This is a genomic window from Sphingomonas sp. LHG3406-1 (genome assembly GCF_029637485.1).
Classification (GTDB): domain Bacteria; phylum Pseudomonadota; class Alphaproteobacteria; order Sphingomonadales; family Sphingomonadaceae; genus Sphingomicrobium.
Map to the genome: position 1 here is coordinate 753,184 of NZ_CP069128.1, position 22,132 is coordinate 775,315.

Annotated in this window: 22 protein-coding genes and 2 tRNA genes; 14 read left to right on the plus strand and 10 right to left on the minus strand. The window is 66.5% G+C overall.

Annotation, left to right across the window (positions count from 1 at the left end; all coding sequences use genetic code 11):
• Positions 1–574: 574 nt before the first annotated feature.
• The 4 genes from JOY29_RS03755 (at position 575) to JOY29_RS03770 (ending at position 3,597) form a co-directional block, all read left to right on the plus strand.
• Positions 575–647 (plus strand) — tRNA-OTHER (locus tag JOY29_RS03755).
• A gap of 564 nt (positions 648–1,211) precedes the next feature.
• Complete coding sequence (locus JOY29_RS03760; protein WP_300974862.1) at positions 1,212–1,418, plus strand: cold-shock protein; 207 nt, start codon at positions 1,212–1,214, stop codon at positions 1,416–1,418.
• 191 nt (positions 1,419–1,609) lie between these two features.
• On the plus strand, positions 1,610–1,948 hold the full coding sequence (locus JOY29_RS03765; RefSeq protein WP_300974863.1) for a DUF6481 family protein: 339 nt from the start codon (positions 1,610–1,612) through the stop codon (positions 1,946–1,948).
• Between the two features lie 11 nt (positions 1,949–1,959).
• Positions 1,960–3,597 carry a bifunctional GNAT family N-acetyltransferase/carbon-nitrogen hydrolase family protein gene (locus tag JOY29_RS03770; RefSeq protein ID WP_300974864.1) on the plus strand — a complete coding sequence of 546 codons (1,638 nt, stop codon included), beginning with the start codon at positions 1,960–1,962 and terminating at the stop codon, positions 3,595–3,597.
• A gap of 82 nt (positions 3,598–3,679) precedes the next feature.
• Here JOY29_RS03770 and JOY29_RS03775 read toward each other — a convergent pair whose 3' ends face one another.
• Genes JOY29_RS03775 through JOY29_RS03800 form a run of 6 tightly spaced genes read right to left on the minus strand, consistent with a single transcriptional unit; the run spans position 3,680 to position 7,068 of the window.
• Positions 3,680–4,459 carry a sulfite exporter TauE/SafE family protein gene (locus JOY29_RS03775; RefSeq protein WP_300974865.1) on the minus strand — a complete coding sequence of 260 codons (780 nt, stop codon included), beginning with the start codon at positions 4,457–4,459 and terminating at the stop codon, positions 3,680–3,682.
• 16 nt (positions 4,460–4,475) lie between these two features.
• Entirely contained in the window at positions 4,476–4,910 is a 435-nt protein-coding gene (locus tag JOY29_RS03780) for a TIGR01244 family sulfur transferase (RefSeq protein WP_300974866.1), read from the minus strand.
• Between the two features lie 2 nt (positions 4,911–4,912).
• Positions 4,913–5,362 carry a YeeE/YedE family protein gene (locus tag JOY29_RS03785; RefSeq protein WP_300974867.1) on the minus strand — a complete coding sequence of 150 codons (450 nt, stop codon included), beginning with the start codon at positions 5,360–5,362 and terminating at the stop codon, positions 4,913–4,915.
• Positions 5,359–5,799: a YeeE/YedE thiosulfate transporter family protein gene (locus tag JOY29_RS03790; protein WP_300974868.1), complete on the minus strand. Its 441-nt coding sequence runs from the start codon at positions 5,797–5,799 to the stop codon at positions 5,359–5,361. The genes JOY29_RS03785 and JOY29_RS03790 overlap by 4 nt, the downstream gene beginning before the upstream one ends.
• On the minus strand, positions 5,796–6,728 hold the full coding sequence (locus JOY29_RS03795) for an MBL fold metallo-hydrolase (RefSeq protein WP_300974869.1): 933 nt from the start codon (positions 6,726–6,728) through the stop codon (positions 5,796–5,798). Before JOY29_RS03795 ends, JOY29_RS03790 begins: the two co-directional genes overlap by 4 nt.
• Positions 6,715–7,068, minus strand: a complete 354-nt coding sequence (locus JOY29_RS03800) for a helix-turn-helix transcriptional regulator (protein WP_300974870.1) — start codon at positions 7,066–7,068, stop codon at positions 6,715–6,717. The genes JOY29_RS03795 and JOY29_RS03800 overlap by 14 nt, the downstream gene beginning before the upstream one ends.
• Positions 7,069–7,281: 213 nt before the next feature.
• Here JOY29_RS03800 and JOY29_RS03805 point away from each other — a divergent pair, with 213 nt between their 5' ends.
• Positions 7,282–7,782: a hypothetical protein gene (locus JOY29_RS03805; RefSeq protein WP_300974871.1), complete on the plus strand. Its 501-nt coding sequence runs from the start codon at positions 7,282–7,284 to the stop codon at positions 7,780–7,782.
• A gap of 438 nt (positions 7,783–8,220) precedes the next feature.
• Here the strand turns inward: JOY29_RS03805 and JOY29_RS03810 are convergent.
• Positions 8,221–8,296, minus strand: a tRNA-Ala gene (locus JOY29_RS03810).
• Positions 8,297–8,494: 198 nt separating this feature from the next.
• On the opposite strand from JOY29_RS03810, the gene JOY29_RS03815 reads away from it, so the two are divergent.
• Both JOY29_RS03815 and JOY29_RS03820 read left to right on the plus strand, forming a co-directional pair.
• On the plus strand, positions 8,495–10,093 hold the full coding sequence (locus tag JOY29_RS03815; RefSeq protein ID WP_300974872.1) for a DUF2171 domain-containing protein: 1,599 nt from the start codon (positions 8,495–8,497) through the stop codon (positions 10,091–10,093).
• A 162-nt stretch (positions 10,094–10,255) separates the two neighbouring features.
• Positions 10,256–11,248, plus strand: coding sequence for an NADP-dependent oxidoreductase (locus tag JOY29_RS03820; protein WP_300974873.1), 993 nt, complete (start codon positions 10,256–10,258; stop codon positions 11,246–11,248).
• Between the two features lie 31 nt (positions 11,249–11,279).
• Here JOY29_RS03820 and JOY29_RS03825 read toward each other — a convergent pair whose 3' ends face one another.
• Positions 11,280–12,173: a neutral zinc metallopeptidase gene (locus tag JOY29_RS03825; protein ID WP_300974874.1), complete on the minus strand. Its 894-nt coding sequence runs from the start codon at positions 12,171–12,173 to the stop codon at positions 11,280–11,282.
• Positions 12,174–12,330: 157 nt separating this feature from the next.
• Between JOY29_RS03825 and JOY29_RS03830 the strand changes: the two genes are divergently transcribed.
• Genes JOY29_RS03830 through prsR form a run of 5 tightly spaced genes read left to right on the plus strand, consistent with a single transcriptional unit; the run spans position 12,331 to position 18,588 of the window.
• Positions 12,331–13,116 (plus strand): 3-hydroxybutyrate dehydrogenase, encoded by a 786-nt coding sequence (locus JOY29_RS03830; RefSeq protein WP_300974875.1) that lies wholly within the window; start codon positions 12,331–12,333, stop codon positions 13,114–13,116.
• A gap of 20 nt (positions 13,117–13,136) precedes the next feature.
• Entirely contained in the window at positions 13,137–13,757 is a 621-nt protein-coding gene (locus tag JOY29_RS03835; RefSeq protein ID WP_300974876.1) for a DUF4893 domain-containing protein, read from the plus strand.
• A gap of 45 nt (positions 13,758–13,802) precedes the next feature.
• Entirely contained in the window at positions 13,803–15,074 is a 1,272-nt protein-coding gene (locus JOY29_RS03840) for an amidohydrolase (RefSeq protein WP_300974877.1), read from the plus strand.
• 53 nt (positions 15,075–15,127) lie between these two features.
• Positions 15,128–17,221, plus strand: a complete 2,094-nt coding sequence (gene prsK / locus JOY29_RS03845) for an XrtA/PEP-CTERM system histidine kinase PrsK (protein WP_300974878.1) — start codon at positions 15,128–15,130, stop codon at positions 17,219–17,221.
• Positions 17,218–18,588, plus strand: coding sequence for a PEP-CTERM-box response regulator transcription factor (gene prsR, locus JOY29_RS03850; protein ID WP_300974879.1), 1,371 nt, complete (start codon positions 17,218–17,220; stop codon positions 18,586–18,588). Before prsK ends, prsR begins: the two co-directional genes overlap by 4 nt.
• A 12-nt stretch (positions 18,589–18,600) precedes the next feature.
• Here the strand turns inward: prsR and JOY29_RS03855 are convergent, their stop codons facing one another.
• Both JOY29_RS03855 and JOY29_RS03860 read right to left on the minus strand, forming a co-directional pair.
• Positions 18,601–18,957: a YbaN family protein gene (locus JOY29_RS03855; RefSeq protein WP_300974880.1), complete on the minus strand. Its 357-nt coding sequence runs from the start codon at positions 18,955–18,957 to the stop codon at positions 18,601–18,603.
• Positions 18,958–18,976: 19 nt separating this feature from the next.
• On the minus strand, positions 18,977–20,770 hold the full coding sequence (locus JOY29_RS03860) for an ABC-F family ATP-binding cassette domain-containing protein (RefSeq protein WP_300974881.1): 1,794 nt from the start codon (positions 20,768–20,770) through the stop codon (positions 18,977–18,979).
• 165 nt (positions 20,771–20,935) lie between these two features.
• On the opposite strand from JOY29_RS03860, the gene JOY29_RS03865 reads away from it, so the two are divergent.
• Together JOY29_RS03865 and JOY29_RS03870 are read left to right on the plus strand one after the other, a co-directional pair.
• Complete coding sequence (locus tag JOY29_RS03865; protein ID WP_300974882.1) at positions 20,936–21,226, plus strand: hypothetical protein; 291 nt, start codon at positions 20,936–20,938, stop codon at positions 21,224–21,226.
• Between the two features lie 194 nt (positions 21,227–21,420).
• The gene (locus JOY29_RS03870) at positions 21,421–22,083 is read left to right on the plus strand and encodes a response regulator transcription factor (protein WP_300974883.1); all 663 of its coding nucleotides are present in this window, start codon (positions 21,421–21,423) and stop codon (positions 22,081–22,083) included.
• The last annotated feature ends 49 nt before the right edge of the window (positions 22,084–22,132 follow it).

Below are 22,132 nucleotides of genomic sequence, written 5' to 3' on the forward strand. Positions count from 1 at the left end.
GGGCGACAAGATGGTCTGCGGCGCGTCATCTCTCTTATGCAGGAGGCGTCGAGGCGATGAGCATGATTGGCAGCGAGGACGGCTTCGGCCTTCGGCGGCGGTGCGACCGAATACACGCCGACAGAGAGCGGCTTAGAGAGGCGCTGACACGCCTAGTTGCGGCCTGCGACAATGGTCGTCGCTCAATTAAGCCGGGGTGCGGGGTCGGCGGCATGACTATCGAAGCCAACATCAAGGGCGAGCAGATTAGCGGCATCGATGCTTGGGCTGTGGAAGAGGCCCGCGCCGCCCTCTCGCAGGAGGGCAAATGACCCCCGCTGAAGTCCGCGCCCACCGCACCGCCCTCGGCCTCTCCGCAAGGGGATTGGCCGAGGCACTGCGTCTAGGCAAAGACGGTGGCCGCACTGTCCGGCGCTGGGAAAGCGGGGAGGTTGCGATAACCGGCCCCGCCTCTGTGGCGCTGGAACTGATGGTCGAGAAGCTGGGTCGATGACGAGGAGTCGAGCATCAGTCGTGCTACCCGCGTCGATTCACGGCATGTTCCGCCGAAATTGTGAGGAAAAGCAGGTCGAGCGCACTCCGTATTGGGGCCTCGGCATGCCCTCCGAAGGCAGAGGCCACAGGTTCGAATCCTGTCGGGTGCGCCACCTACCGGGTCCGCACGACAGCCGCATTCTTCCTCTCGCTGGGCAGGAAGAAACCGCACACTTACCCGGCGTGCTCCAGCAGGCCAAAGACATCATCGACAGGAGCGTCCCCTCCACGTGGGCGTTCTTTCATGATTGCCTCCGGCGTATCGGTTGCTGGTGGCGGGCTAGACCGCTGGCTATCCATCCGGTGATCGCGTCACTGCCACTGCGCTTGATGCTCGATGACAAGGCGCCATTGCCATCCTGATCCCCCGGTGAGGTCGCGGCCGGCGCACTGGAGAAGGCCGGTCCGGAGGCCCTGCGGACATCATTTCGAAAAATTGCGCCGAGTGGCGCTCGCCAAAGAGATGAGGGGCGAGCGTCTCCAGATCCATGCCAATTAAGTCCGCCATTTTTGATGATTGAAGAGCGGCTGGCTTTCCAGATGGCGATGAGCTACACTAGGCATCGCTTCAGTCGCAACTTCGTCGTCCTATGGCACTCCGCGTGCACGTTCCTTCGATTAGCTTCTCAAAGCTGAAGGGCAGCTGCTTTCTGCTGCTCACAATCAAGGAAATACTTATGCCAGCAGGCACCGTGAAATTCTTCGACAATGCCAAGGGTTACGGCTTCATCACCAACGAAGCCGGCGGTGGGGATGCGTTCGTCCACATCAGCGCTGTCGAGGCGGCCGGGATGCACTCGCTCGAGAAGGAGCAGCGCATCTCCTACGATCTCGAGAACGACAAGCGCGGCAAGACCAGCGCGGTCAACCTCAAGGCGGGCTGATCGCCGGCGCCGTCGGGGTCTCCGGCATAAGCGAACTGCTCACCTGGCGTTCGCCGCCCGTTGCGTCACGATGGCACCGTCATTGCCAACCAGGACGCCACAAGAAGCAGCCACGGCTGGTGCTTGTGGCGTCCTGGTGCGTTTGCCGCCTGTTCAATCCGAACGTCCCGAACCGAGATAAGCATCGCCCTATGAAGACCTACCAGAATTTCACGCACCAGGACCGCGCCGCGCAGGCGGCCAAGGCCAAGCAGGAGAAGCTAGAACAGCTTCGATCCAAGCCGCCGATCGATCCGGCAGCTCAGGAAGCGCGCCTGCTCGCCAGCCAAAGGCGCGAGGCCGCCGACGCCGAGAAGCGCGCCAGTCGCAAGGCCGCTGAAGAGGCCGCCGAACAGGCGGCCCGCGACGAGAAGGCCGCACAGGAAGAAGCGGAAGCTGCTCGGCTGGCGGCGATCAAGCCCGAGCCGACCGAGGAAGAGCGCAAGCTCGCTCGCGATGCGAGATATGCCGCCCGCAAGAACCGCCGATAGACCGGCCAAAGATGGCACGCGCAGCAAAGCCCAGGGCAGCCGAAAGCAGCAAGAGCCCGGCGCGCCTCGAGGTTCGCACGGCGAAGGCCGAAGACGTTCCGGCAATCCTGGCGTTGATCAGCCGGGCCTATCCCGGCTTCGGCAACTATAGCGCCGGCCAGATCCTCGGGCAGATCAACAATTTCCTGGAAGGCCAGTTCGTCGCTGTCCTCGAAGGGACCATCGTCGGCTATTGCGCGTCGTCCCGGATCGACGAAGCCATCGCCCTTGCGCCGCACGACTGGACGACGATCACCGGCAATGGCTTTGGAAGCCGCCACGATGCGACCGGCGACTGGCTCTACGGGACCGAGATGGCGGTCGACGATCGCCAGCGCGGCCTTCGTATCGGCAAGCGCCTTTACGATGCCCGCCGCGCTCTTGCCGAACGGCTGGAGCTTCGCGGAATCGTGTTCGGCGGACGGATGCCCAATTATGCCAAGGCCAAACGCAAGGTCGGCAGTCCGGAAGAATATCTCGCCCAGGTTCAAGAGGGCAAGCTCCGCGATCCCGTGATCGGTTTCCAGCTCGCCAATGGCTTTCGGCCGATCGGCGTTCTTCCTGCCTATCTGCCGTTCGACAAGCCGTCGGACGGCTATGCCGCGCACATGATGTGGCGAAATCCCTACGTCGACCCGAACGAGCCGGTGTCGTTTCGGGTGCCGCGCGGCGTGGAGAGTGTGCGGCTGGCAACCGTCCAGCTACAGGCCCGTGCCGTGAAGGATTTCGCGGAGTTCGTCCGCCAGGTCGAATATTTCGTCGACGTGGCCGCCGACTACCGGGCTGACTTCATCGTCTTCCCCGAACTGTTCACCATGTCACTCCTGTCGTTCGAGACCGACAAGCTGACGCCGATGGGGGCGATCGACCGGATGACCGAGCATCGCGCGCCGATCGTCGCCGAACTCTCGCGCATGGCGCTGCGCTACAACATCAACATCGTCGGCGGATCGCACCCGACGCGGACCGCCGACGGAAGTGTCCAGAATGTCGCCTATGTCTGCCTGCGCGACGGTTCGGTTCACGCGCAGGAGAAGATCCACCCCACCCCCAACGAGGCCTATTGGTGGAAGATCAAGGGCGGCAGCAGCGTCGACGTCATCCAGACCGACATCGGTCCGATCGGTGTCCTCATCTGCTACGACAGCGAGTTTCCCGAACTTGCCCGTCGCCTGGTCGACGAAGGAGCGCGGATCATCTTCGTGCCTTTCTGCACCGACAACCGGCAGGGCTACATGCGGGTGCGCTATTGCGCGCAGGCGCGCGCGATCGAGAACCAGTGCTTCGTCGTGCTGTCGGGCAACGTCGGCAACCTGCCGGGCGTCGACAATATGGACGTTCAATATGCCCAGTCCTGCATCCTCACCCCGTGCGACTTCCCGTTCGCGCGTGATGGCATCGCCGCCGAGGCGAGCGAGAATATCGAGACGTTGACGATCGCCGACGTGAACCTTGCGGATCTCACCTGGGCCCGAGCCGAGGGCACCGTCCGCAACCTCGCTGACCGCCGCTTCGACCTTTACCGGGTCGACTGGAACCGCGGCCTGCGCAGCGGCGAGGCTTCACTCGAGGCGCCTACCACGGGCAGCAAAAACCCCGGCGGCGGATAGCCTGCTCCCCGGCTGGACAAGGCGCCGTTCCTCAATGAAAAACAGAAACGGAACCCAGCCTCTTCGCTCGTCTCGCCACCGATTAGAAGGCCGCGCCTGCGCTCTTCCAGATCATGTATGCCGCCACCACAAAGATGAGCATGGCGAAGATGCTGTTCAGTTGTCCCGAGCCCGACAGACGCTTGGCCGCGCGCGTGCCGGCAAAGCTTCCAATCACGCCGCCGGCGATGAACATGCCCGCAAGCACCCAGTCGACAAGGCCCGAGAAGGCGTAATTCGCGGCGGTGGCCAGGCCAAAGGCGGAGACGGCCATGAGACTGGTGCCGACAGCATTGATCATCGGCATGCCCGTCGAGGCGATCAGGCCGGGCACGATGAGGAAGCCGCCGCCGATCCCGAAGAAGCCGGAGAAAGCTCCGGTGCCAAGTCCGGCTCCAAGGACCTTGCCGGCATTGCCGCGGTTGCAATTCGCATCGGCTGAGCCCTCGTGCTTGCGGCGGCGAAGCATCAGAATTCCGACTAGGATCATCACGATTGCGAAGAGGAACAGCAGCCTCTCGCCGTCGAAAGCCTTGCCGGCGGTCGAACCGAACGTGGCGCCGATCACGCCTGCACCGGCATACATGAGCCCGCAGCGCCACTTCACCGTACCGGCGCGGGCATGGTTGACCAGCCCCGCCGCCGCATTCGCCGCCACGGCGAGCGCGCTTGTGCCAATTGCGACATGCGGGCTCTGGACCCCAACGAGATAGACCATCAGCGGAACCGCGAGAATGGATCCGCCACCGCCGACAAGGCCAAGGGTGAAACCGACAAGGCCACCCGACAACAGGCCGAGGACATATTGAACGGTATCGAGCATGACTTCGCCGACGGAGCTAGGCTTCGGCGGCGGCCGAACCGCGGGCGAGGCGTTCGCGGAAGGGCTCGAGATCGTAGCCTTCCCTCGCCGCAATTCCGATCCGTTCATCGATGGTGAGATTGGAATGGTTGGCGAGCGCCCACATCAGCGCAGATCTGGTGCCGCTTCGGCAGAAAACTGCAATTGGCTTGGGCAGGATTTCAAGCGCAGCGCGGAATGCGGCGACCTGATCGTCGCTGATCTGCCCTATGACGACCGGAATTTGCAGGGCCTCCATGCCGTGACTGGCGGCAGCGGCCTTGAGGTCGGCCCACAACGGCTGGCCGTCGGTCTCGCCCTCCGGACGATTGCCGATGATCGAACGATAACCACGCTGCGCGAGGTCGGCGACGTCTTCAGCGGAAGGCTGAGCAAGAGCGGAAACGTTGGGCGTGAGAACGGCGAGCCTCATCGTCAGGATCCTTGAAGCGGAGCGGCGCGCGCCTGCGCCGGGAAGAGATTGGTGAGAGCCATGCCAACCAGCATGGCTGCGACGAACGGAATGGCGGCGGCCGGCGCCAGCGCCAGGGAGGCGACGGCAGGTCCGGGGCACAGGCCGGCAATGCCCCATCCGATGCCGAAGAGAGCGGAACCAGCGATCAGCCTTCCGTCGAGATCCGTTCGGTCAGGAAGCGCGAAGCATTCGCCGAATAGCGGCCGTGCCATGCGGGCCTGCAAGCGCCAGGCGATCGCCATGACGATAACCGCGCCGCCCATCACGAAGGCGAGCGTAGGGTCCCACGCGCCGAACAGGTCGAGGAATCCGCGCACCCGCGCCGGATCGGTCATGCCGCCAATGCTGAGGCCGCCGCCGAAAAGCGCGCCGGACACCAGGGGCGGAAGAATGCGTCGTGTGGAGCTCATCCCAGCCCCCCCACGAGATTGCTGACGGCAACGGTGCCAATGCCGGCCGCCATGAAGGTGGCGGTGGCGATCATCGAGCGCTGTGAAAGCCGGCTGACGCCGCAGACGCCGTGCCCACTGGTGCAGCCGCTCCCCATGCGGGTGCCGATACCGACCAGCAGGCCAGCGGCGACCAGCACGGGCCAGGAGGCGAACGCGGCCGTCCGCTGGCTGGTGATGGCGGAGACGAGCAGCGCGCTGAGCGGCAGACCAATGAGGAACAGCCAGGCGCTGCTGCGCGACATGCCTCCGTCGGCAAGACCAGTGGCGCGCGCGGTGATGCCCGACACACCGGCGATCCGACCTGCCCCGAGAAGCATCAGCGCCGCCGCAAGGCCGATCATCACGCCGCCGATCAGGCCCTTGAGCGGCTGCGCATTGCCAAGGAGTTCGCTCATAACAGGTTCACCGGCTGCTTGAGGTAGCTGACGCCATTCTCCTCGGGTTCGGGAAGGTGACCGCCCCGCATGTTGACCTGAAGCGAGGGCAGGATGAGCTTGGGCATCGACAGCGTCGCGTCGCGCTGGGTGCGCATGGCGACGAAGTCGTCCTCGCTCACGCCCTCGTGGATGTGGACGTTGCCGGTGCGCTCGGCGAGCATGGTGGTCTCCCACGCGAACTGGTCACGATTGGGTGCCTTGTAGTCGTGGCAAAGGAAAACGCGCGTCGCGTCGGGCAGCTTCATCAGCCGGCGAACCGAGCGATACAGCTGCCGCGCGTCGCCGCCGGGAAAGTCTGCCCGCGCCGAGCCATAGTCGGGCATGAACATCGTATCGCCGGTGAACAGGGCGTCGCCGATGACATAGGCCATGTCGGCCGGAGTATGTCCGGGCACGTGCAGGGCGATCACCGGAATTCCGCCAATGGCCAGGACATCGCCGTCGTCGAGCAGTCGGTCGAACTGCGAACCGTCGCGGGCGAACTCGGTGCCTTCGTTGAAGATCTTCCCGAACACGCCCTGTACGGTCACGATCTCGCGCCCGATCGCCATCTTCCCGCCGAGCTTCTCCTGGAGGTACGGAGCCGCCGACAGGTGATCGGCATGCGCGTGGGTCTCGAGGATCCAGTCGACGGTGAGGTTCTGTTGCTGGGCATAGGCGACGATCCTGTCGGCGCTGTCCAGGCTGGTGCGGCCGGACGATTGGTCGAAGTTCCAGACACTGTCGATGATCGCGGCACGCTTGGTCTGCGGGTCGCTGACCACATAGCTGACGGTAAAGGTCGGCTCGTCGAAAAAGGCCTTCACCTGCGGCGCGGGAAGCTGGCCCTGCTGCACGTCGACGACCTGGGCGACGGCATGGTCGATGTGACGATCATTGGCGATCATGAGACTGGCTCCCTTCGGTATCTGACGCTCCGAGCTCGGGGCAGAAAAGATCGTGGAGAAGTGCGAGGACCTGCTGCGCCTTGGGGTCGCAGACGCTGTAGAAGACCGTCTGCGCTTCCCTGCGGGTGGCAACGAGACCCTCCTCACGAAGCTTGGCCAGGTGCTGCGAAAGCGCAGATTGGCCGAGCCCGACCCGGTCCTGCAACTGCCCGACCGAGAGCTCGCCTTCCGCGGAAAGATGGCAGAGCACCAGCAACCGGCATTCGTTTGCCATCGACTTGAGAAGTGCGACGGCCATTGTCGCCTGCTCGCCGAACCGCGCGAGAACCTGGGCATCCATGCGACTCTCCATAAGGTTTCGCTTATTTAGCGTATTCTAATGTAAACGCAAGAGCCCAGGTGACCGGGACAAACAACGCTGGATGAGATCTGCTTTTGAGAGGATGATCGGCAGCTTCGAGCCCCCGACGCGGGGGCAAACCCGCCTTCACACCACGTGACCGGGCGTGGCCCTTTCCCCTACGCACCCGAAGGCCATTGTCCTTGTCGGTTCTTGGTTCGGACGGAGGATGTCCGGCTCGTCGCTCGCCTGGCGGCCACCGGCGGGTGGGAGGCGCAGGGCTCAGGCTGGGACTATAGCCATGTCCCCACGACCAGAGCCGCGGCGGCGCGGGCCTATGAGGAAGCGGGAATCAGTGATCCGGCCGCCCAGCTCAGCCTCACGGAGGTTCACGACTGCTTTTCCATTACCGAATTGGTGACGATGGAGGACCTTGGCCTGAGTAGCGAGGGAGAAGCGGTCCGCGACATCCTCGACGGCAGGTATGACGCCGACGGAGAACTGCCTTGTCAGATCGATGGCGGTCTCAAATGTTTCGGTCATCCGATCGGCGCGACGGGCATTCGCATGGTCTACGAAAATTACCTGCAGCTCCTCGGTCGCGCCGGGCCTCGGCAGCGCCGCCGGGAGGTCGTCAGCGCGCTCGCCCACAATCTCGGCGGAGCACCCTTCCACGGCATATGCTCGATCTCCATCGTCGGCCTCTTGGGCTGAGACTGTGGTGAGTAGCCGATGATCTCTTCGATCTTCGGGTAATCGGGACCTTCAACTGCCGACTTCGCGGCAAAGATGCCGCAAGGAAGTTGCCGCAGCGCAGAGTGACGCTCAATGATCGTTCGCAGCCCTGTGAAGACGTCGACCCCTGCTTCGCCAGCGAGGTCCGCACAAGCAGACATGCAAAACGGAGTTGCTGAGCGTCCGTAAAGCTAGTCGGTTGCTAGTGTCTCCAGGGCCGCTCGAAGGGCTCCGCCTCGCATCGGCATCGAGGGGTTCTCCGGCGTTCCGACCATCCACGTGGCGGCGAGAGAGGGATCCACTCCGCTCGCCAGGCGATACTCCCGTTAAGATACCGGAGCGACACCAGACCGGGTCCACCAGTGGCCTGGGCGACACCGCAAGACGGCGAAGATGCAGGATTCACAACCGGCACGATGGTGGAGCTGAGGGGAATCGAACCCCTGACCTCTGCAGTGCGATTGCAGCGCTCTCCCATCTGAGCTACAGCCCCGCACCGGTTGCGAGGCGCTCCCTAGCCTCGCTTTCGCGCCCGCGCAACGCGCTTTTCTGCCTCAGCCAGACAGGGCGATCGTTTCGACCTCGCGCCGCGTCACCCTGCCCCTTTGTCCCGGAACGGCACTCGGCCCGACTCGTTAACCTTGAGCATCCCCCGCCCCCTTTGGACGGATGCCTCAATGGAGGAGAGTTAATGGCCTACGATCGGTACGACAGCCGCGACGAGAACCGCGGCCACCGTGACGACCGCCAGCGCGATCATCGCAGCGGCGATCACCAGGAGGGACGCGGCTTTTTCGACCGCGCCATCGACAGCGTGTCCAATTTCTTCAGCGACGACGACAGCGGCAGCCGGCGCGACCAGGGCCATGGCTACAACCGTGCCGCCAATGCCTATGATCCCCGCGCGGGCGATCGCGGCCCCGGCTACAATCGCAGCGGATACGAACCGCGCGCCTATGACGGCGACGAAGGCCGTCAGCGCCGCGACAGCGAGCATGACCGGTTCGGCGATTCTGACCGTTCGGCCTTCTTCGGCGGCGGCCAGTCGACCAGCTACGGCCGCGGCCGCGACGAGGGCGACTACCGGAACCAATATGGCCGCGGCGGCGGCGAGAGCGGCGGCTTTGGCCGGGGCGACTATGGCAAGCAGGGCCAGGACTATCAGGGTCGCCAAGGTCAGGACCATGACAACCCGGGTTCGGGCCGTACCTATCCGTCTGGCTACGGCCAGACCGGTGGCGGTTCCTATCGCGAAAGCCAGCACCAGTCGTTCGGCTCCGGCTCGGGCCAGCAGGACCGCCACGGCGGCGGCTTCCAGAGCCAGGGCAGCGACCGCTATCGCCCGATGACCGGCGACTATGGCCGCGGCTCCGCTGAGCAGGGCCGCCAGCACTCCGGCATGGGAAGCCAGGATTTCGGCCAGCAGCAATATGGCAGCCAGGATCGCTTCCAGGACCAGGGCAGCGACGCGGGCCGTCGCTACAGCCAGGGCGGCTGGGGCGACCAGGACAGCCAGCGCCAGTTTCGCGGGCAGGGTCAGCATCAGGGCGAATCCTCTTACTTCGGCAACTCCGGTTTCGGCGGCCGTGAGGAGCAGTCCGGTAGCTTCGGCACGTCGCGACAGGGTCAGCAGTCGAGCAGCTTCAAGAGCCCGCACGACGAGCATTATTCGAGCTGGCGCCAGCGCCAGATCGAGGATCTGGATCGCGACTATGACGAATATTGCCGCGAGCATCAGAGCCGGTTCGAGAATGAATTCACCGGCTTCCGGCAGCAGCGTCAGACCAAGCGGCAGATGCTGGGCATGATCCGCGAGCATGCCGAAGTGGTCGACGAGAGCGGCCAGCACGTCGGCACGGTCGACAAGGTCCGCGGCGAGAAGGTCATCCTGACCAAGAATGACCCCGAGGCGCATGGCGTGCATCGCAGCTTCACCTGCTCGCTTCTCGACCGGGTCGAGGACGGCAAGGTCTACCTCTCGGGCTCGAAGGACTCGATCCGTTCGCGGCTGACCGAAGAGCGCGAGGACGACCAGAACCGTTCGCAGGACAACGGCAGCAGCAGCGGCGGCATCCTCGGCGGCCTGTTCGGCGGCGGCTCGGACCGTGACGATCGTCAGGCCCAGTCGTCGACCAACCAACCGACAGGCCAGACGCTGAGCCCGACCTCGACCACCGGCACGAGTAGCGACGGCCCCCACGTCCTCGATCAGAGCTTCTCCGGAACCTATGACGAGGACAATAGCGGCAGCAGCTCCAGCAGCAGCAGCAGCCGCTCGACCAAGAAGTAAGCTCCTGAGCTGACTTCAGGCGGGGGCCCGGCTTCCTTCGGGAGGCCGGGCCCTTTCTCTTTTTCGTCATGCCGGGCTTGACCCGGCATCCGCCTTCTTCTTCTGCGGTGCAAAGGCAGGCAGATCCCGGGTCAGGCCCGGGATGACGATAGGAGAAGACGAATGGCAAGAGCCTGGCACCTCAAGAGCCGCCCCAACGGCCTTCCAACCGCCGACAATTTCGAGTTCAAGGACATCCAGCTGCCCGAACTCGCCGATGGCATGGTCCATGTCCGCAACCGCTGGCTGTCGGTCGATCCCTACATGCGCGGGCGCATGAACGACGTGAAAAGCTACGTTCCGCCCTTCCAGATCGGCGAGCCGCTCGAGGGCGGCGCGGTCGGCGAGGTGGTCGAGAGCCGTGACCCGAACTTCGCCGCCGGCGACATGGTCCTCCACATGGTCGGCTGGCGCGACGAGGCGGTGGTTCCGGCCGCCGCCCTCAACAAGCTTCCGCAGATCCCCGGCGTGGAGCCGCAGGCCTTCCTCGGCAATCTCGGACTCACCGGCGGTACCGCTTACTGGGGCCTGCTCGATGCGGCTCAGGCCAAGGCCGGCGACATCGTCTTCGTCTCGGCCGCGGCGGGCGCCGTCGGCTCGGCGGTGGTCCAGATCGCCAAGGCCAAGGGCATGACGGTGATCGGCTCGGCAGGCGGCGCCGACAAGTGCCAGTTCGTGCGCGACCTCGGTGCCGACGCCGTCATTGACTACAAGTCGGGTACCCCGCTGGTAAAGGCGCTTGCCGAGGCCGCGCCGAAGGGGATCGACGTCTACTTCGACAATGTCGGCGGCGAGCATCTCGACGCTGCCCTCGCGCTTGCCCGCAAGGACGCCCGCTTCGCCATCTGCGGCATGATCGACGGCTACAACAGCGGCGAGCCGACGAGCCTTCGCTACATCATGCGCGTCATCGCCATGCGCATCATGCTCAAGGGCTTCATCTACACCGATTACCTGCCCCGCAACGGCGAGTTCTACGGCGAGATGGGCCCGTGGGTCGCGACCGGCCAGGTCAAGGGCCGCGACACGGTCCTCGAAGGCCTCGAGAAGACCCCCGAGGCCTTCCTCGGCCTGTTCACCGGCGCCAACACCGGCAAGATGCTGGTGAAGCTATAGTGGTTCCCCTGCGCAAGCAGGGGAGCTCCGCTCACACCCGATTGTAATTGCACACCCGCGGGTCGCCGCTCTGCAGGCCGCGCCGGAGCGCTTCCATCCGCTGGGCGCTCGACCCGTGGGTGAAGCTTTCCGGCCGGACCGCCTGTCCGGATCCCGCCTGCAACGCGTCGTCGCCGATCGCCTCGGCGGCGCGCATGCCCTCCTCGAGGTCCCCCGGCTCCAGCGCGCGCCCGCCTTCGGGATTGCGGGCCAACGCCGCCCACACCCCGGCATAGCAGTCGGCCTGAAGCTCGACCCCGACCTGCACGGCATTGCCCTCGGCCGTTCCGAGCGAGGCCTGCGCCCGGCTCGCCCGGTCCAGCGTTCCTTCCAGGTTCTGGATGTGGTGCCCAACCTCGTGCGCGATCACATAATAGCGGGCGAAATCACCCGGCGCGCCGAAGCGGCTGCTCAGTTCATTGAAGAAGCTAGGGTCGATGTAGATGCTCTGGTCGCCCGGACAATAGAAGGGCCCGAAGCTCGCCTGCCCCTGGCCGCAAGCCGTGGCGGTGCCGCCGCGATAGGCGACCAGCTTCGGTTCGGCGTAGCGCTGCCCGCCACTCGCGAACAGCTGGCTCCACACCTGGTCGCTGTTGTTGAGCGCAGTCTCGAGGTCGCGGGCGACTTCCGGCGACAGGTTGGACGAGCCGGAGCCGCCGCCCTGCTCGCTCGGTGAACCGCCCCCGCCGAGGATTCCGCCGCCGCCAAGGCCGCCGAGCGCGCAATAACCAAGGCCGAGGATCAGCAGGCCGACGAGCCCGAATCGGCTCAGCACCAGCGGAATGAGCAGGCCAAGCATTCCGCCGCCGCCGCCCAGCACGGGCATTCCGCCCGACTGTCCCGTCCGATCGATGAAGTCGTCGTCGTTGCCGCCGCCAAGACGCATGCCGCTCTCCCTTTCGCCACCATAATGATCGGTGCAGCACGAGGGTTGCAAGCCGCCCCGCATCATCCGGGCTTGACCCGGCATCCGCCTTCCTTTTCACCGCCGGGACGAAGAACAGGCAGATCCGGGCCCGGTCCCGGGCGATGAAAGGAACATCATGATCCTCAAGGACAAGGTTGCGTTGGTCACGGGATCCACCAGCGGCATCGGCCTCGCCGTCGCCCGCGCACTCGCTTCCGAAGGCGCGCGGATCATGCTCCACGGCTTTGGCGACCGCGATGCCAATCTCGCACTGAAGGAAGAGATGGCGGCACTCAGCGGGGACCTCGCCAGCTATTCGGATGCCGACCTCTCTTCGCCGGACGCGATCGACGCCCTCGTCGCGCAATGCACCGACGAGCTCGGCAGCCCGTCCATCCTCGTCAACAATGCCGGCGTCCAGCATGTTGCCCCGGTCGAAAGCTTCCCGACCGACAAGTGGGACTGGATCATGGCCGTGAACCTGTCGGCTGTCTTCCACACCACCCGCCTCTGCCTGCCCTCGATGCGCCAGCGCGGCTGGGGCCGGATCATCAACACCGCCAGCGCCCACAGCATCGTCGCCTCGCCCAACAAGGCACCCTATGTCGCCGCAAAGCATGGCGTGGCCGGCTTCACCAAGGCGGTCGCGCTCGAAGCGGCCAGGGACGGAATTACCGTCAACTGCATCTCGCCCGGCTACGTTTGGACGCCTTTGGTCGAGAACCAGATCCCCGACACCATGAAGGCCCGCGGACTCACCCGCGAGCAGGTGATGAACGACGTCCTCCTCGCCGCCCAGCCGACCAAGCGCTTCGTCGAGCCGGTCGAGGTCGCTGCCCTCGCCCTCTTCCTCTGCCGCCCGGAATCGGGAAGCATCACCGGCGCCAACCTCAGCATGGACGGAGGCTGGACCGCGCAGTGAGGAGCGGTAAGGTGCAGGTGATGGTTCGTCTCCTGCCCCTGCTCGCCCTAATCCCCCTCGCCGCCTGCGCACCGGTCGAACGGCCTACCGACGGGCCGGTCGCCACGGCCCGCGCCTGGCAGACGGTGGCGACGCCCGGCGACCGGGGGCGGCTGCGCGAATGGCGGGCGAGCTTCGTTCGGGCGCTGGCCGAGGCACGTGCCGCGGGGCACAGCGAGGCGATCGCCCGCGAAGGCGCCCTGCTGGAACCCGACGCGGCCGTCGGCGGCCCCATCCCCAACGGCGATTATCGCTGCCGGGTGGTGAAGCTCGGCGCCGCTTCAGAAGGCTTGCTCCCCTTCCTTTCCTATCCCAGCTTCGCCTGTCGCATCGACAAGTCAGGCCGCCTCCAGGCCTTCACCAAGCTGACCGGCTCGCAGCGACAGGTCGGCTACATCTTCCCGCACGATCGCCTGCGTTCGGTCTTCCTCGGCACGCTCGTCCTCGGCGATGAGCAACGCGCCATCCCCTACGGCGCCGACGCCGAGCGCGACCTTGTCGGCTGGGTCGAGCGCATCGGCCCCGCCCACTACCGCCTCCTCCTCCCGGCCCCCCGCTTCGAAAGCCTGATGGACGTGGTCGAACTGGTACCGGCCACTTGAGAGCGGGTGCTTCCGCAAGGGAATAGGAGGCGCTAGCCTCGTCCCATGCTTCACCTTCTCGCCGCTGCCGCCCTCGCTGCCCAGCCCGCTCCCGCCGAGCTGGCGCCGCTGATGTCCCTCTACCGCGAGCTTCACGCCGCGCCCGAGCTGGCCATGGCCGAAAGCCGCACCGCCGCCCGGCTCGCGCCAGAACTGAGGAAGCTCGGCTATGACGTGACGGAGAAGGTCGGCGGCACCGGCATCGTCGCCATCCTCCGCAACGGACCCGGCAAGACCGTCCTCCTTCGCGCCGACATGGACGGGCTCCCCCTCGAGGAGAAGACCGGTCTCCCCTTCGCGTCGAAGGTCCGCACCACCGCGCGCTCGGGCGTCGAGACCGGGGTCACGCACGCCTGCGCCCACGATACCCACATGACCGCCCTGATCGGCACCGCCCGCCGCCTCGCCTCGAGCAGGAGCCGCTGGAAGGGCACGATCGTCCTCATCCTCCAGCCCGGCGAGGAGACGAGCGAAGGCGCTGCCGCCATGCTCGCTGATGGTCTGTTCACCCGCTTCCCCAGGCCCGACACCATGCTCGCCTTCCACAACAGCGCCTCGCTTCCGGCCGGCACCATTGGCCTGACGCCCGGGCCGGCGCTGGCGAACGTGGACAGCGTTGACATCCTCGTCCGCGGAGTCGGCAGCCATGGCGCAGCACCGCAGAACGGCCGCGACCCGATCGTTCTCGCCGCCCGTATCGTCTCGACGGTCCAGACCCTCGTCAGCCGCGAACGTAATCCGTTCGATCCCGCCGTCGTCACCGTCGGCAGCTTCCACGCCGGCACCACCCACAACATCATCCCCGACGAAGCCAAGCTGCAGATCACCGTCCGCAGCTACACGCCCGAGGTCCGGCAGAGCCTGCTCGACGGCATCCGCCGGGTCGCCCGCGGGGAGGCGATCGCCGCCGGCATCCCCGACGAGAGGATGCCGTTGGTCACCGTGCGCGATCCCTCGACTCCGGCCACCGTCAACAGCGAGGACCTGACCGCTAAAACCCGCACGCTCTTCACCGGCATCTTCGGCGCCGATCGCGTGCGCATGGTCCCGGCCGCCATGGTCGGCGAGGATTTCAGCCGCTACCTCATCGCCAATCCGCAGGGTCGCAGCCTGCTCTTCTGGGTCGGCGGCGTGCCCCAGGCCAAGTGGGACGAAGCCAAAGGGGAAACGACCAAGCTCCCCGGCCTCCACTCGCCTTACTGGGCACCCGATGCGGAAACGGTCATCGGCACCGCCGTGCAGGCGATGGAAGCGGCGGCGCTGGCAGCGCTCAGGTGACCGTCGTCCGCATCTTCACCCTTCCTTTGTAAATTTCTCCGACACTGCCCTTCGTGGACAGTCTGCTCGCCTTCTGGAGTCATGCGCTCGGTGCCGTGGCGATGAGCACGGTGCTCCTCTGGCAGCTGCGGGGATGGGCAGCCGGCCCGGCGCAGAAGCTGCTGCTCGGCGGCCTGCTGACCACCGCTACCGCCGCCTGGCTCGGCGGGGTTTCGGCTGGCACCATGCTCGCCGCACATGCCGAAACGGCCCGCAACCTCATCTGGGTGGCGATGCTCTTCATCCTCTCCGATGCCAGCAAGGCGGATGAGGGATCGGGCGGGCGGCAGCGTGCCGTCGCGCTCGTCTACGGCGCGGTCGCGCTGGTGCTCGGCGCGCAGGCGCTGGTCGACAGTCTCGGCGCCTTCGCGAGCCCGCACGACCAGCCGGCGCTGGAAGGCACCGCCATCGTCCTGCGCACCATCACTGCCGCCGGCGCCCTCGTTCTGGTCCACAACCTCTACGGCCAGACGGCCGTCGCCAGCCGCGGTCCGATGCGCCTGCCGATGCTCGGCCTCGCCTTGCTCTGGATGTTCGATCTCAACCTCTACACCCTTCAGGCGCTGCATCTGGCGCTTGGCGACACGCTCGGCGAGATGCGCGGAATCGTGGTCGCTCTCGCCGCGCCCTGCTTCGCCCTGACCCGCGCCGATAGCACCGCGTGGCGACCCAAGCTTTCGCGCGCGGCCACCTTCCAGTCGCTCTCGCTGCTCGCCATTTGCTCCTATTTCGCGATCATGGCGCTGCTTGCCGCCGTGCTCCGCGCCGGTACCTTCGACTGGCTGCGCGGCCTCGCCATCCTCGTCCTCGCCGGCATGACCGTCGCGCTCGCCGTCCTCCTGCCCAGCCGCCGCGCCCGCAGCTGGACCAGGGTCAAGATCGCCAAGCATTTCTTCGAGCATCGCTACGATTATCGCACGGAATGGCTGCGCTTCGCCGCGACGCTGGGTGCCGGCGCCTCGTCCGAGCCGCTCGCCGCCCGAATCGTCCGCGCCTTCGCCGATATTCTGGAAGCACCGGCCGGCCTGCTCATCGCACCCGACGACCTCGATCGAACAACCGTCGTAGCTTCCTGGCAATGGCCGGGCCGCCTGCCTGCCCCGGCCCTTGCCGGCGATGGGCTCGCGGCGCTCTGGCCGCAGCTCGGCGATTCCCGCGTGCTCGAACTTGACGCCCATCGCTATCGCTGGGGCTCGGCCGCCGATCTCGCTCTTCCCGTACCCTCGTGGATGCGGGACGAGCAGTCGCTCTGGGTCGGCATTCCGCTCGTTCACGGCGAGACCGTCGTGGGCCTCGTCCTCCTCGCCGCGCCCGAGCTTCGCCGACCGCTCGACTGGGAAGATTACGATCTCCTCCGCACGGCCGGACGCCAGGCCGCCGCCAGCCTGTCCGAAGCCGCCTCCCAGCAGCGCCTCGGCGAAGCCCAGCGCTTCGACGAGTTCAACCGCCGCTTCGCCTTCATCCTCCACGACATCAAGAATCTGGTCAGCCAGCTGAAGCTGCTCGCCCGCAATGCCGAGCGCCATGCCGACAATCCCGAATGGCGTGCCGACATGGTCGCGACGCTGCAGGGTTCGGTCGGCAAGATGACCGACCTCCTCGCCCGCCTTGCGCCCGCCGGCGCTGGCCAGCCGCGCAACCCGCTCCGCGACGTCCAGCTTCGTCCGCTCCTCGCCGGAACGGTCGCCGGTCATCTCGGCCACCATGACGTGCGCCTGCTCGGCGACAGCGGAGTCGAGGTGATTGCCGATCCGCTCGGGCTCGAACAGGCGCTCGGCCACCTCCTCGCCAATGCCGTCGAGGCCAGCCCGCCCGCCGAACCCGTCACCGTCAGGGTCGACCGCGCCGTCGATCATGCGCGTATCGAGATCAGCGACTCCGGCCCCGGCATGGACGCCGACTTCATCGCCAACCGCCTGTTCGCCCCCTTTGCTTCGACCAAGGAAGGCGGCTTCGGCATCGGCGCCTTCGAGGCGCGCAGCCTCCTCCACGCCATGGGTGGCCGGCTCACCGTCGACAGCCGCCCGGGCGGCGGCACCCGCTTCACCATTTCCCTGCCGCTCGCCGCCAGCGAGTCCCACGACCTGCCCGAAAGACTGACCGCATGAGCGATTCCGCGCAACTCCCCGTCCTGCTCGTCGTCGAAGACGACGAAGGCCTGCAGCGCCAGCTCAAATGGGCCTATGAGGGCTATCGCGTCGTCAGCGCGTTCGACCGCGCTGAGGCGCTCGAACTGCTCCGGCTGCACGAACCGGCGGTGGTCACCCTCGACCTCGGCCTGCCGCCGGATCCCGACGGCACCAGCGAGGGCTTCGCCGCCCTTACCGAAATCCTGCGCATCAAGCCCGACACCAAGGTCATCGTCGCCTCAGGCCACGGCGCCCGGGGAAGCGCGCTCAACGCCATCGCGCTCGGCGCCTACGACTTCTACAAGAAGCCGGTCGACATCGACGACCTCGGCCTGATCGTCGCCCGCGCCTTCCAGCTCCACGCGCTCGAAGCCGAGAACCGCCGGCTCGAAGCGCAGGCCTCCGAAGGCGGCACCGTGCTCGGCCGAATCATCACCGCGGCGCCGAGCATGCTGAAGATCGCCCGCACCATCGAGCGCGTCGCCCCCGCCGACGTCTCCGTCATGCTGCTGGGCGCCAGCGGCACCGGCAAGGAACTGCTCGCCCGCGCCGTCCACGAGAAGAGCCGCCGCGCCGCCGGCCCCTTCGTCGCCATCAACTGCGCCTCCATCCCCGAGAACCTGCTCGAAGCCGAACTGTTCGGCTACGAGCGCGGTGCCTTCACCGGCGCGGTCAAGACGACTCCCGGCAAGATCGAGATGGCCAGCGGCGGAACCCTCTTCCTCGACGAGATCGGCGACGTGCCGCTGCCGCTCCAGGTCAAGCTCCTGCGCTTCCTCCAGGAGCGGGTGATCGAGCGCATCGGCGGCCGCCAGACCATTCCGGTCGACCTGCGCATCGTCTGCGCGACCCACCAGGACCTCGACGCCATGCAGGCGGACGGCCGCTTCCGTGAGGACCTCTATTATCGCCTCGCCGAGATGGTGGTCGCCATTCCGACCCTCGCCGAACGTCCGGGCGACGCCGTCCTCCTCGCCCGGCACTTCACCCGCCGCTTCGCACGCGAGCTCGGCACCCCCGTCACCGGCCTCGCGCCCGACGCCATCGACGCGATCGACAGCCATGCCTGGCCCGGCAACGTCCGCGAGCTCGAGAACCGCATCAAGCGCGCGGTGATCATGGCCGAAGGCAAGCTGGTCGGCGCGCTCGACCTCGACCTGCCCGGCATCTCGGAGGAGGCGTTCGAAGCGATCAACCTCCGCGCCGCCCGCGAGAAGGCCGACCGCCGCGCCATCCACCAGGCGCTGATCCGGACTGAGCACAACATCTCCGGCGCCGCCAAGCTGCTCGGCATCAGCCGCCCGACGCTTTACGACCTGCTGAAGCAGTATCAGCTCCAGCAATAAGGACCGCCGGCGTCAGGCCGTCTCCTCCGGCCGGCGCGAGATCCAGGCCGCACAGGTCACGCCGACCAGCGCCGGCACGAGCATCAATGGCCACGGCAGCAGCCACAGGCCGACCGCCGCACTGGCGGCCAGCGCAACATAGGCGCTGCGCTTACCGCGGCGGCTGATGCTCCCGTTGGCACGCCAGGCGCGGATCGCCGGTCCGAAGCGCGGATGACCGACCAGCCGCGCCTCAAGGCGCTTGCTCCCCTTGGAGAAGAGGAAGGCGGCGAGGATGACGAAGGGAACGGTCGGAAGCAGGGGCAGGAAAAGGCCGATGAAGCCGAGCGCAAGGGCCACGAAGCCGAGGGCGAGGTACAGGATCCTCATGCCGCCAAGGCCGCTGACCTCAAGATGTCAGCCCGTCTGCCAGCTCGGCGACCTCCAGCCAGCGCAGCTCCGCCGCTTCCTTTTCGGCACGCTTCTTCTCGATGCTCGCCATCAGCGCGGCAAACTTCTTCGGGTCGCGCGTATAAAGGTCGGGGTCCGCCAGCGCTGCCTCGTCCGCCGCGATCGCAGCCTCGATCTTCTCGATCTCGCCCGGCAGCCGATCGAGGTCCCGCTGGTCCTTGAAGCTTAGCTTCTTGTTCCCCGGCGAAGGCCGGGGCGCAGTGACTTCTGCCTTCTTCTTCGCAGAGGCCGAGGACTGCGCTGCCTTCACCGGCGCACGCCGCTTCGCCCAATCCTCATAGCCGCCCGCGACCACGTCCACCTTGCCCGACCCGTCGAGCCCCAGCGTCACCGTCACCGTCCGGTCGAGGAAGTCGCGGTCGTGGCTGACGATCAGCACCGTCCCCTCATAGTCCGCGATCACCTCCTGCAGCAGGTCGAGCGTCTCGAGGTCGAGATCGTTGGTCGGCTCGTCCAGCACCAGCAGGTTTGACGCCCGCGCGAACTCCCGTGCCAGCAGCAGTCGCGACCGCTCGCCGCCCGACAGTGATCCCACCGGCGCCTCGGTCAGCTCCGGCGAGAAGAGGAATTCCTTGAGATAGCCCTTGATGTGCTTCTTGACGCCGCGCACCTCGATCCAGTCGCCACCCTCGGCCAGAACATCGCGCACCCGCTTTTCCGGGCTCATCAGCTTGCGCTGCTGGTCGATGACGATCCCGTTCAGCGTCTTGGCCAGCGTCACCTTGCCCTCGTCCGGCGCCAGTTCCCCCGTCAGCAGCTTGAGCAGGGTCGTCTTTCCCGCACCGTTCGCACCGACGATGCCGATCCGGTCCCCCCGCTGCACGCGCAGGGTGAAGTCCCTGATGATGGCGCGCTCGCCGAAACGCTTCCACACCCCTTCCGCGTCGATCACCGTCTTGGTCTTGGCATCGTCCTTCGCCAGCCCGAGCTTCGACACGCCCGGCCCGCCGATCATCGCCGCGCGCGTGGCACGCATCTCGTTGAGCTTCGCCAGCCGCCCCTGGTTGCGCCGCCGCCGCGCCGTAACGCCGCGCTGCAGCCAGTGGAGCTCGATCGCCAGCTTGGCGTCCAGCTTCTCCGCCGCCCGTTCCTCCTCCGCATAGACGCGCTCGGTCCACGTCTCGAAGCCGCCGAAGCCCACCTCTGCCCGCCGGATCTGCCCGCGGTCGAGCCACAGGCAGCTCTTGGTCAGGCGGGTAAGGAAGGTGCGGTCGTGGCTGATGACGATGAAGGCGCCCTGGAACCGGTTGAGCCAGCTCTCCAGCCAGTCGATTGCGGCAAGGTCGAGATGGTTGGTCGGCTCGTCGAGGAAGAGGAGGTCCGGATCCTGCGCCAGTGCGCGCACGATCGCCGCCCGCCGCCGCTCGCCGCCGCTCGCCGTCGCCGTGGTGCGCGTCAGGTCGATACCGAGCTGGTCGGCGATCGCTGCCGCCTCATGTGCCTCCGGCGCACCGGCGCCGCTCAGCACCCATTCTTCCAGGGTCGCATGGCCGGTCATCGGCGGATCCTGCTCGAGCATGACGATGCGCTTGCCCGGAACCACCGTGCGCTTGCCCTCGTCCGTGTCGATCAGCCCGGCGAGGCACTTGAGCAGCGTCGTCTTGCCGGCCCCGTTGCGCCCGATCAGCGCCAGCCGGTCCCTTGGCCCGACATAAAGGTCGAGGTGGCGGAACAGCCAGCCCTCGCCTTGCACGAGGCCGAGATCTTCGAAGGACAGGATGGGAGGAGCCATGATCGTTCGTCATTGCGAGGAGCGACGCGACGAAGCAATCCATCTTCGCCTGTCCGCGGACCGGATTGCTCCGCTCCGCTGGCAACGACGGCCTGTCGCTTAGCTAACGACACTATTCACAAGTCATTCAATCCGCTCTGTTACAAGCCGAACCAGAGATTCGACATGCGTAGCTTCATCCTCCTCCTCGCGGCCGTTGCCGCCTTTTCGCCCGCAGCCGCGGCGGCCGAGCGGCCGCGCGACCAGGATCGTGCCTTCCAGGCGACCCGCGAGGGCCGCTCGATGCCGTTGCCGATGATCGAGCGGCGCGTCCTGCCGTTCATGGGCGGGGCTGATTATCTCGGACCTGAATTCAACGGCCGCACCTATCGGCTGAAGTTCATGCGCGGCGGCCGGGTGATCTGGATCGACGTCGACGCCGCCTCCGGCCGCATCGTCGGACGCAGCGGGGAATAGTCACCCGTCATCCCGGGCTCGACCCGGGATCCGCCTGCCTTCGCCCCGCAGGAACCAGACACGGGAAGAAGGCAGACCCCGGATCAAGTCTGGGGCGACGCTGAAATGCGCCTCTCTCACGCCCCCCCTTCATTTCGCCAAAGCAACCGTTCATCTTGGCGCGTGTTAAGGTTCCCCAAAGGGAGAAAACATTCATGCGCGTCCTCGTTGTCGAAGATGAACCCTCGCTCGGCCGCCAGCTCCGGTCGACGCTCGAAGGTGCCGGCTATGCCGTGGACCTCGCCACCGACGGCGAGGATGGGCATTATCTCGGCCAGACCGAAAGCTATGATGCGGTCGTGCTCGATCTCGGCCTGCCCGAAGTCGACGGTCTCACCGTGCTCGACCGCTGGCGCAAGGAAGGCCGGCGCATGCCGGTGCTGGTCCTGACCGCGCGCGACAGCTGGTCGGACAAGGTCGCCGGCCTCGATGCCGGCGCCGATGATTATCTCGCCAAGCCCTTTCAGACCGAGGAACTGATCGCCCGGCTGCGCGCCCTCATCCGCCGCGCGTCGGGCAATGCCTCGTCCGAACTGATCGCCGGCGACATCCGCCTCGACACCCGCTCGGGTAAGGTCACCAAGGCCGGCGAACCGGTCAAGCTGACCGCGCAGGAGTACAAGCTCCTCAGCTACCTCATGCATCACAAGGGCAAGGTGGTCAGCCGGACCGAACTCATCGAGCATATCTATGACCAGGACTTCGACCGCGATTCCAACACGATCGAAGTGTTCGTGACGCGCATCCGCAAGAAGCTCGGCGCCGACGTCATCACCACCATCCGCGGTCTCGGCTACTCGCTGGAGGAGCCTGCCTGATGCAGCACGTCGTCCCGGCGCCGGATACCCAGGGAAGCAGCACTTCCGT

Excerpts from the sequence above, each read along its gene's own strand:
- JOY29_RS03760 (WP_300974862.1), top strand. The coding sequence starts at position 1,212 with ATGCCAGCAGGCACCGTGAAATTCTTCGACAATGCCAAGGGTTACGGC.
- JOY29_RS03765 (WP_300974863.1), top strand. The coding sequence starts at position 1,610 with ATGAAGACCTACCAGAATTTCACGCACCAGGACCGCGCCGCGCAGGCG.
- JOY29_RS03770 (WP_300974864.1), top strand. The coding sequence starts at position 1,960 with ATGGCACGCGCAGCAAAGCCCAGGGCAGCCGAAAGCAGCAAGAGCCCG.
- JOY29_RS03775 (WP_300974865.1), bottom strand. The coding sequence starts at position 4,459 with ATGCTCGATACCGTTCAATATGTCCTCGGCCTGTTGTCGGGTGGCCTT.
- JOY29_RS03780 (WP_300974866.1), bottom strand. The coding sequence starts at position 4,910 with ATGAGGCTCGCCGTTCTCACGCCCAACGTTTCCGCTCTTGCTCAGCCT.
- JOY29_RS03785 (WP_300974867.1), bottom strand. The coding sequence starts at position 5,362 with ATGAGCTCCACACGACGCATTCTTCCGCCCCTGGTGTCCGGCGCGCTT.
- JOY29_RS03790 (WP_300974868.1), bottom strand. The coding sequence starts at position 5,799 with ATGAGCGAACTCCTTGGCAATGCGCAGCCGCTCAAGGGCCTGATCGGC.
- JOY29_RS03795 (WP_300974869.1), bottom strand. The coding sequence starts at position 6,728 with ATGATCGCCAATGATCGTCACATCGACCATGCCGTCGCCCAGGTCGTC.
- JOY29_RS03800 (WP_300974870.1), bottom strand. The coding sequence starts at position 7,068 with ATGGATGCCCAGGTTCTCGCGCGGTTCGGCGAGCAGGCGACAATGGCC.
- JOY29_RS03815 (WP_300974872.1), top strand. The coding sequence starts at position 8,495 with ATGGCCTACGATCGGTACGACAGCCGCGACGAGAACCGCGGCCACCGT.
- JOY29_RS03820 (WP_300974873.1), top strand. The coding sequence starts at position 10,256 with ATGGCAAGAGCCTGGCACCTCAAGAGCCGCCCCAACGGCCTTCCAACC.
- JOY29_RS03825 (WP_300974874.1), bottom strand. The coding sequence starts at position 12,173 with ATGCGTCTTGGCGGCGGCAACGACGACGACTTCATCGATCGGACGGGA.
- JOY29_RS03830 (WP_300974875.1), top strand. The coding sequence starts at position 12,331 with ATGATCCTCAAGGACAAGGTTGCGTTGGTCACGGGATCCACCAGCGGC.
- JOY29_RS03835 (WP_300974876.1), top strand. The coding sequence starts at position 13,137 with ATGGTTCGTCTCCTGCCCCTGCTCGCCCTAATCCCCCTCGCCGCCTGC.
- JOY29_RS03840 (WP_300974877.1), top strand. The coding sequence starts at position 13,803 with ATGCTTCACCTTCTCGCCGCTGCCGCCCTCGCTGCCCAGCCCGCTCCC.
- prsR (WP_300974879.1), top strand. The coding sequence starts at position 17,218 with ATGAGCGATTCCGCGCAACTCCCCGTCCTGCTCGTCGTCGAAGACGAC.
- JOY29_RS03855 (WP_300974880.1), bottom strand. The coding sequence starts at position 18,957 with ATGAGGATCCTGTACCTCGCCCTCGGCTTCGTGGCCCTTGCGCTCGGC.
- JOY29_RS03860 (WP_300974881.1), bottom strand. The coding sequence starts at position 20,770 with ATGGCTCCTCCCATCCTGTCCTTCGAAGATCTCGGCCTCGTGCAAGGC.
- JOY29_RS03865 (WP_300974882.1), top strand. The coding sequence starts at position 20,936 with ATGCGTAGCTTCATCCTCCTCCTCGCGGCCGTTGCCGCCTTTTCGCCC.
- JOY29_RS03870 (WP_300974883.1), top strand. The coding sequence starts at position 21,421 with ATGCGCGTCCTCGTTGTCGAAGATGAACCCTCGCTCGGCCGCCAGCTC.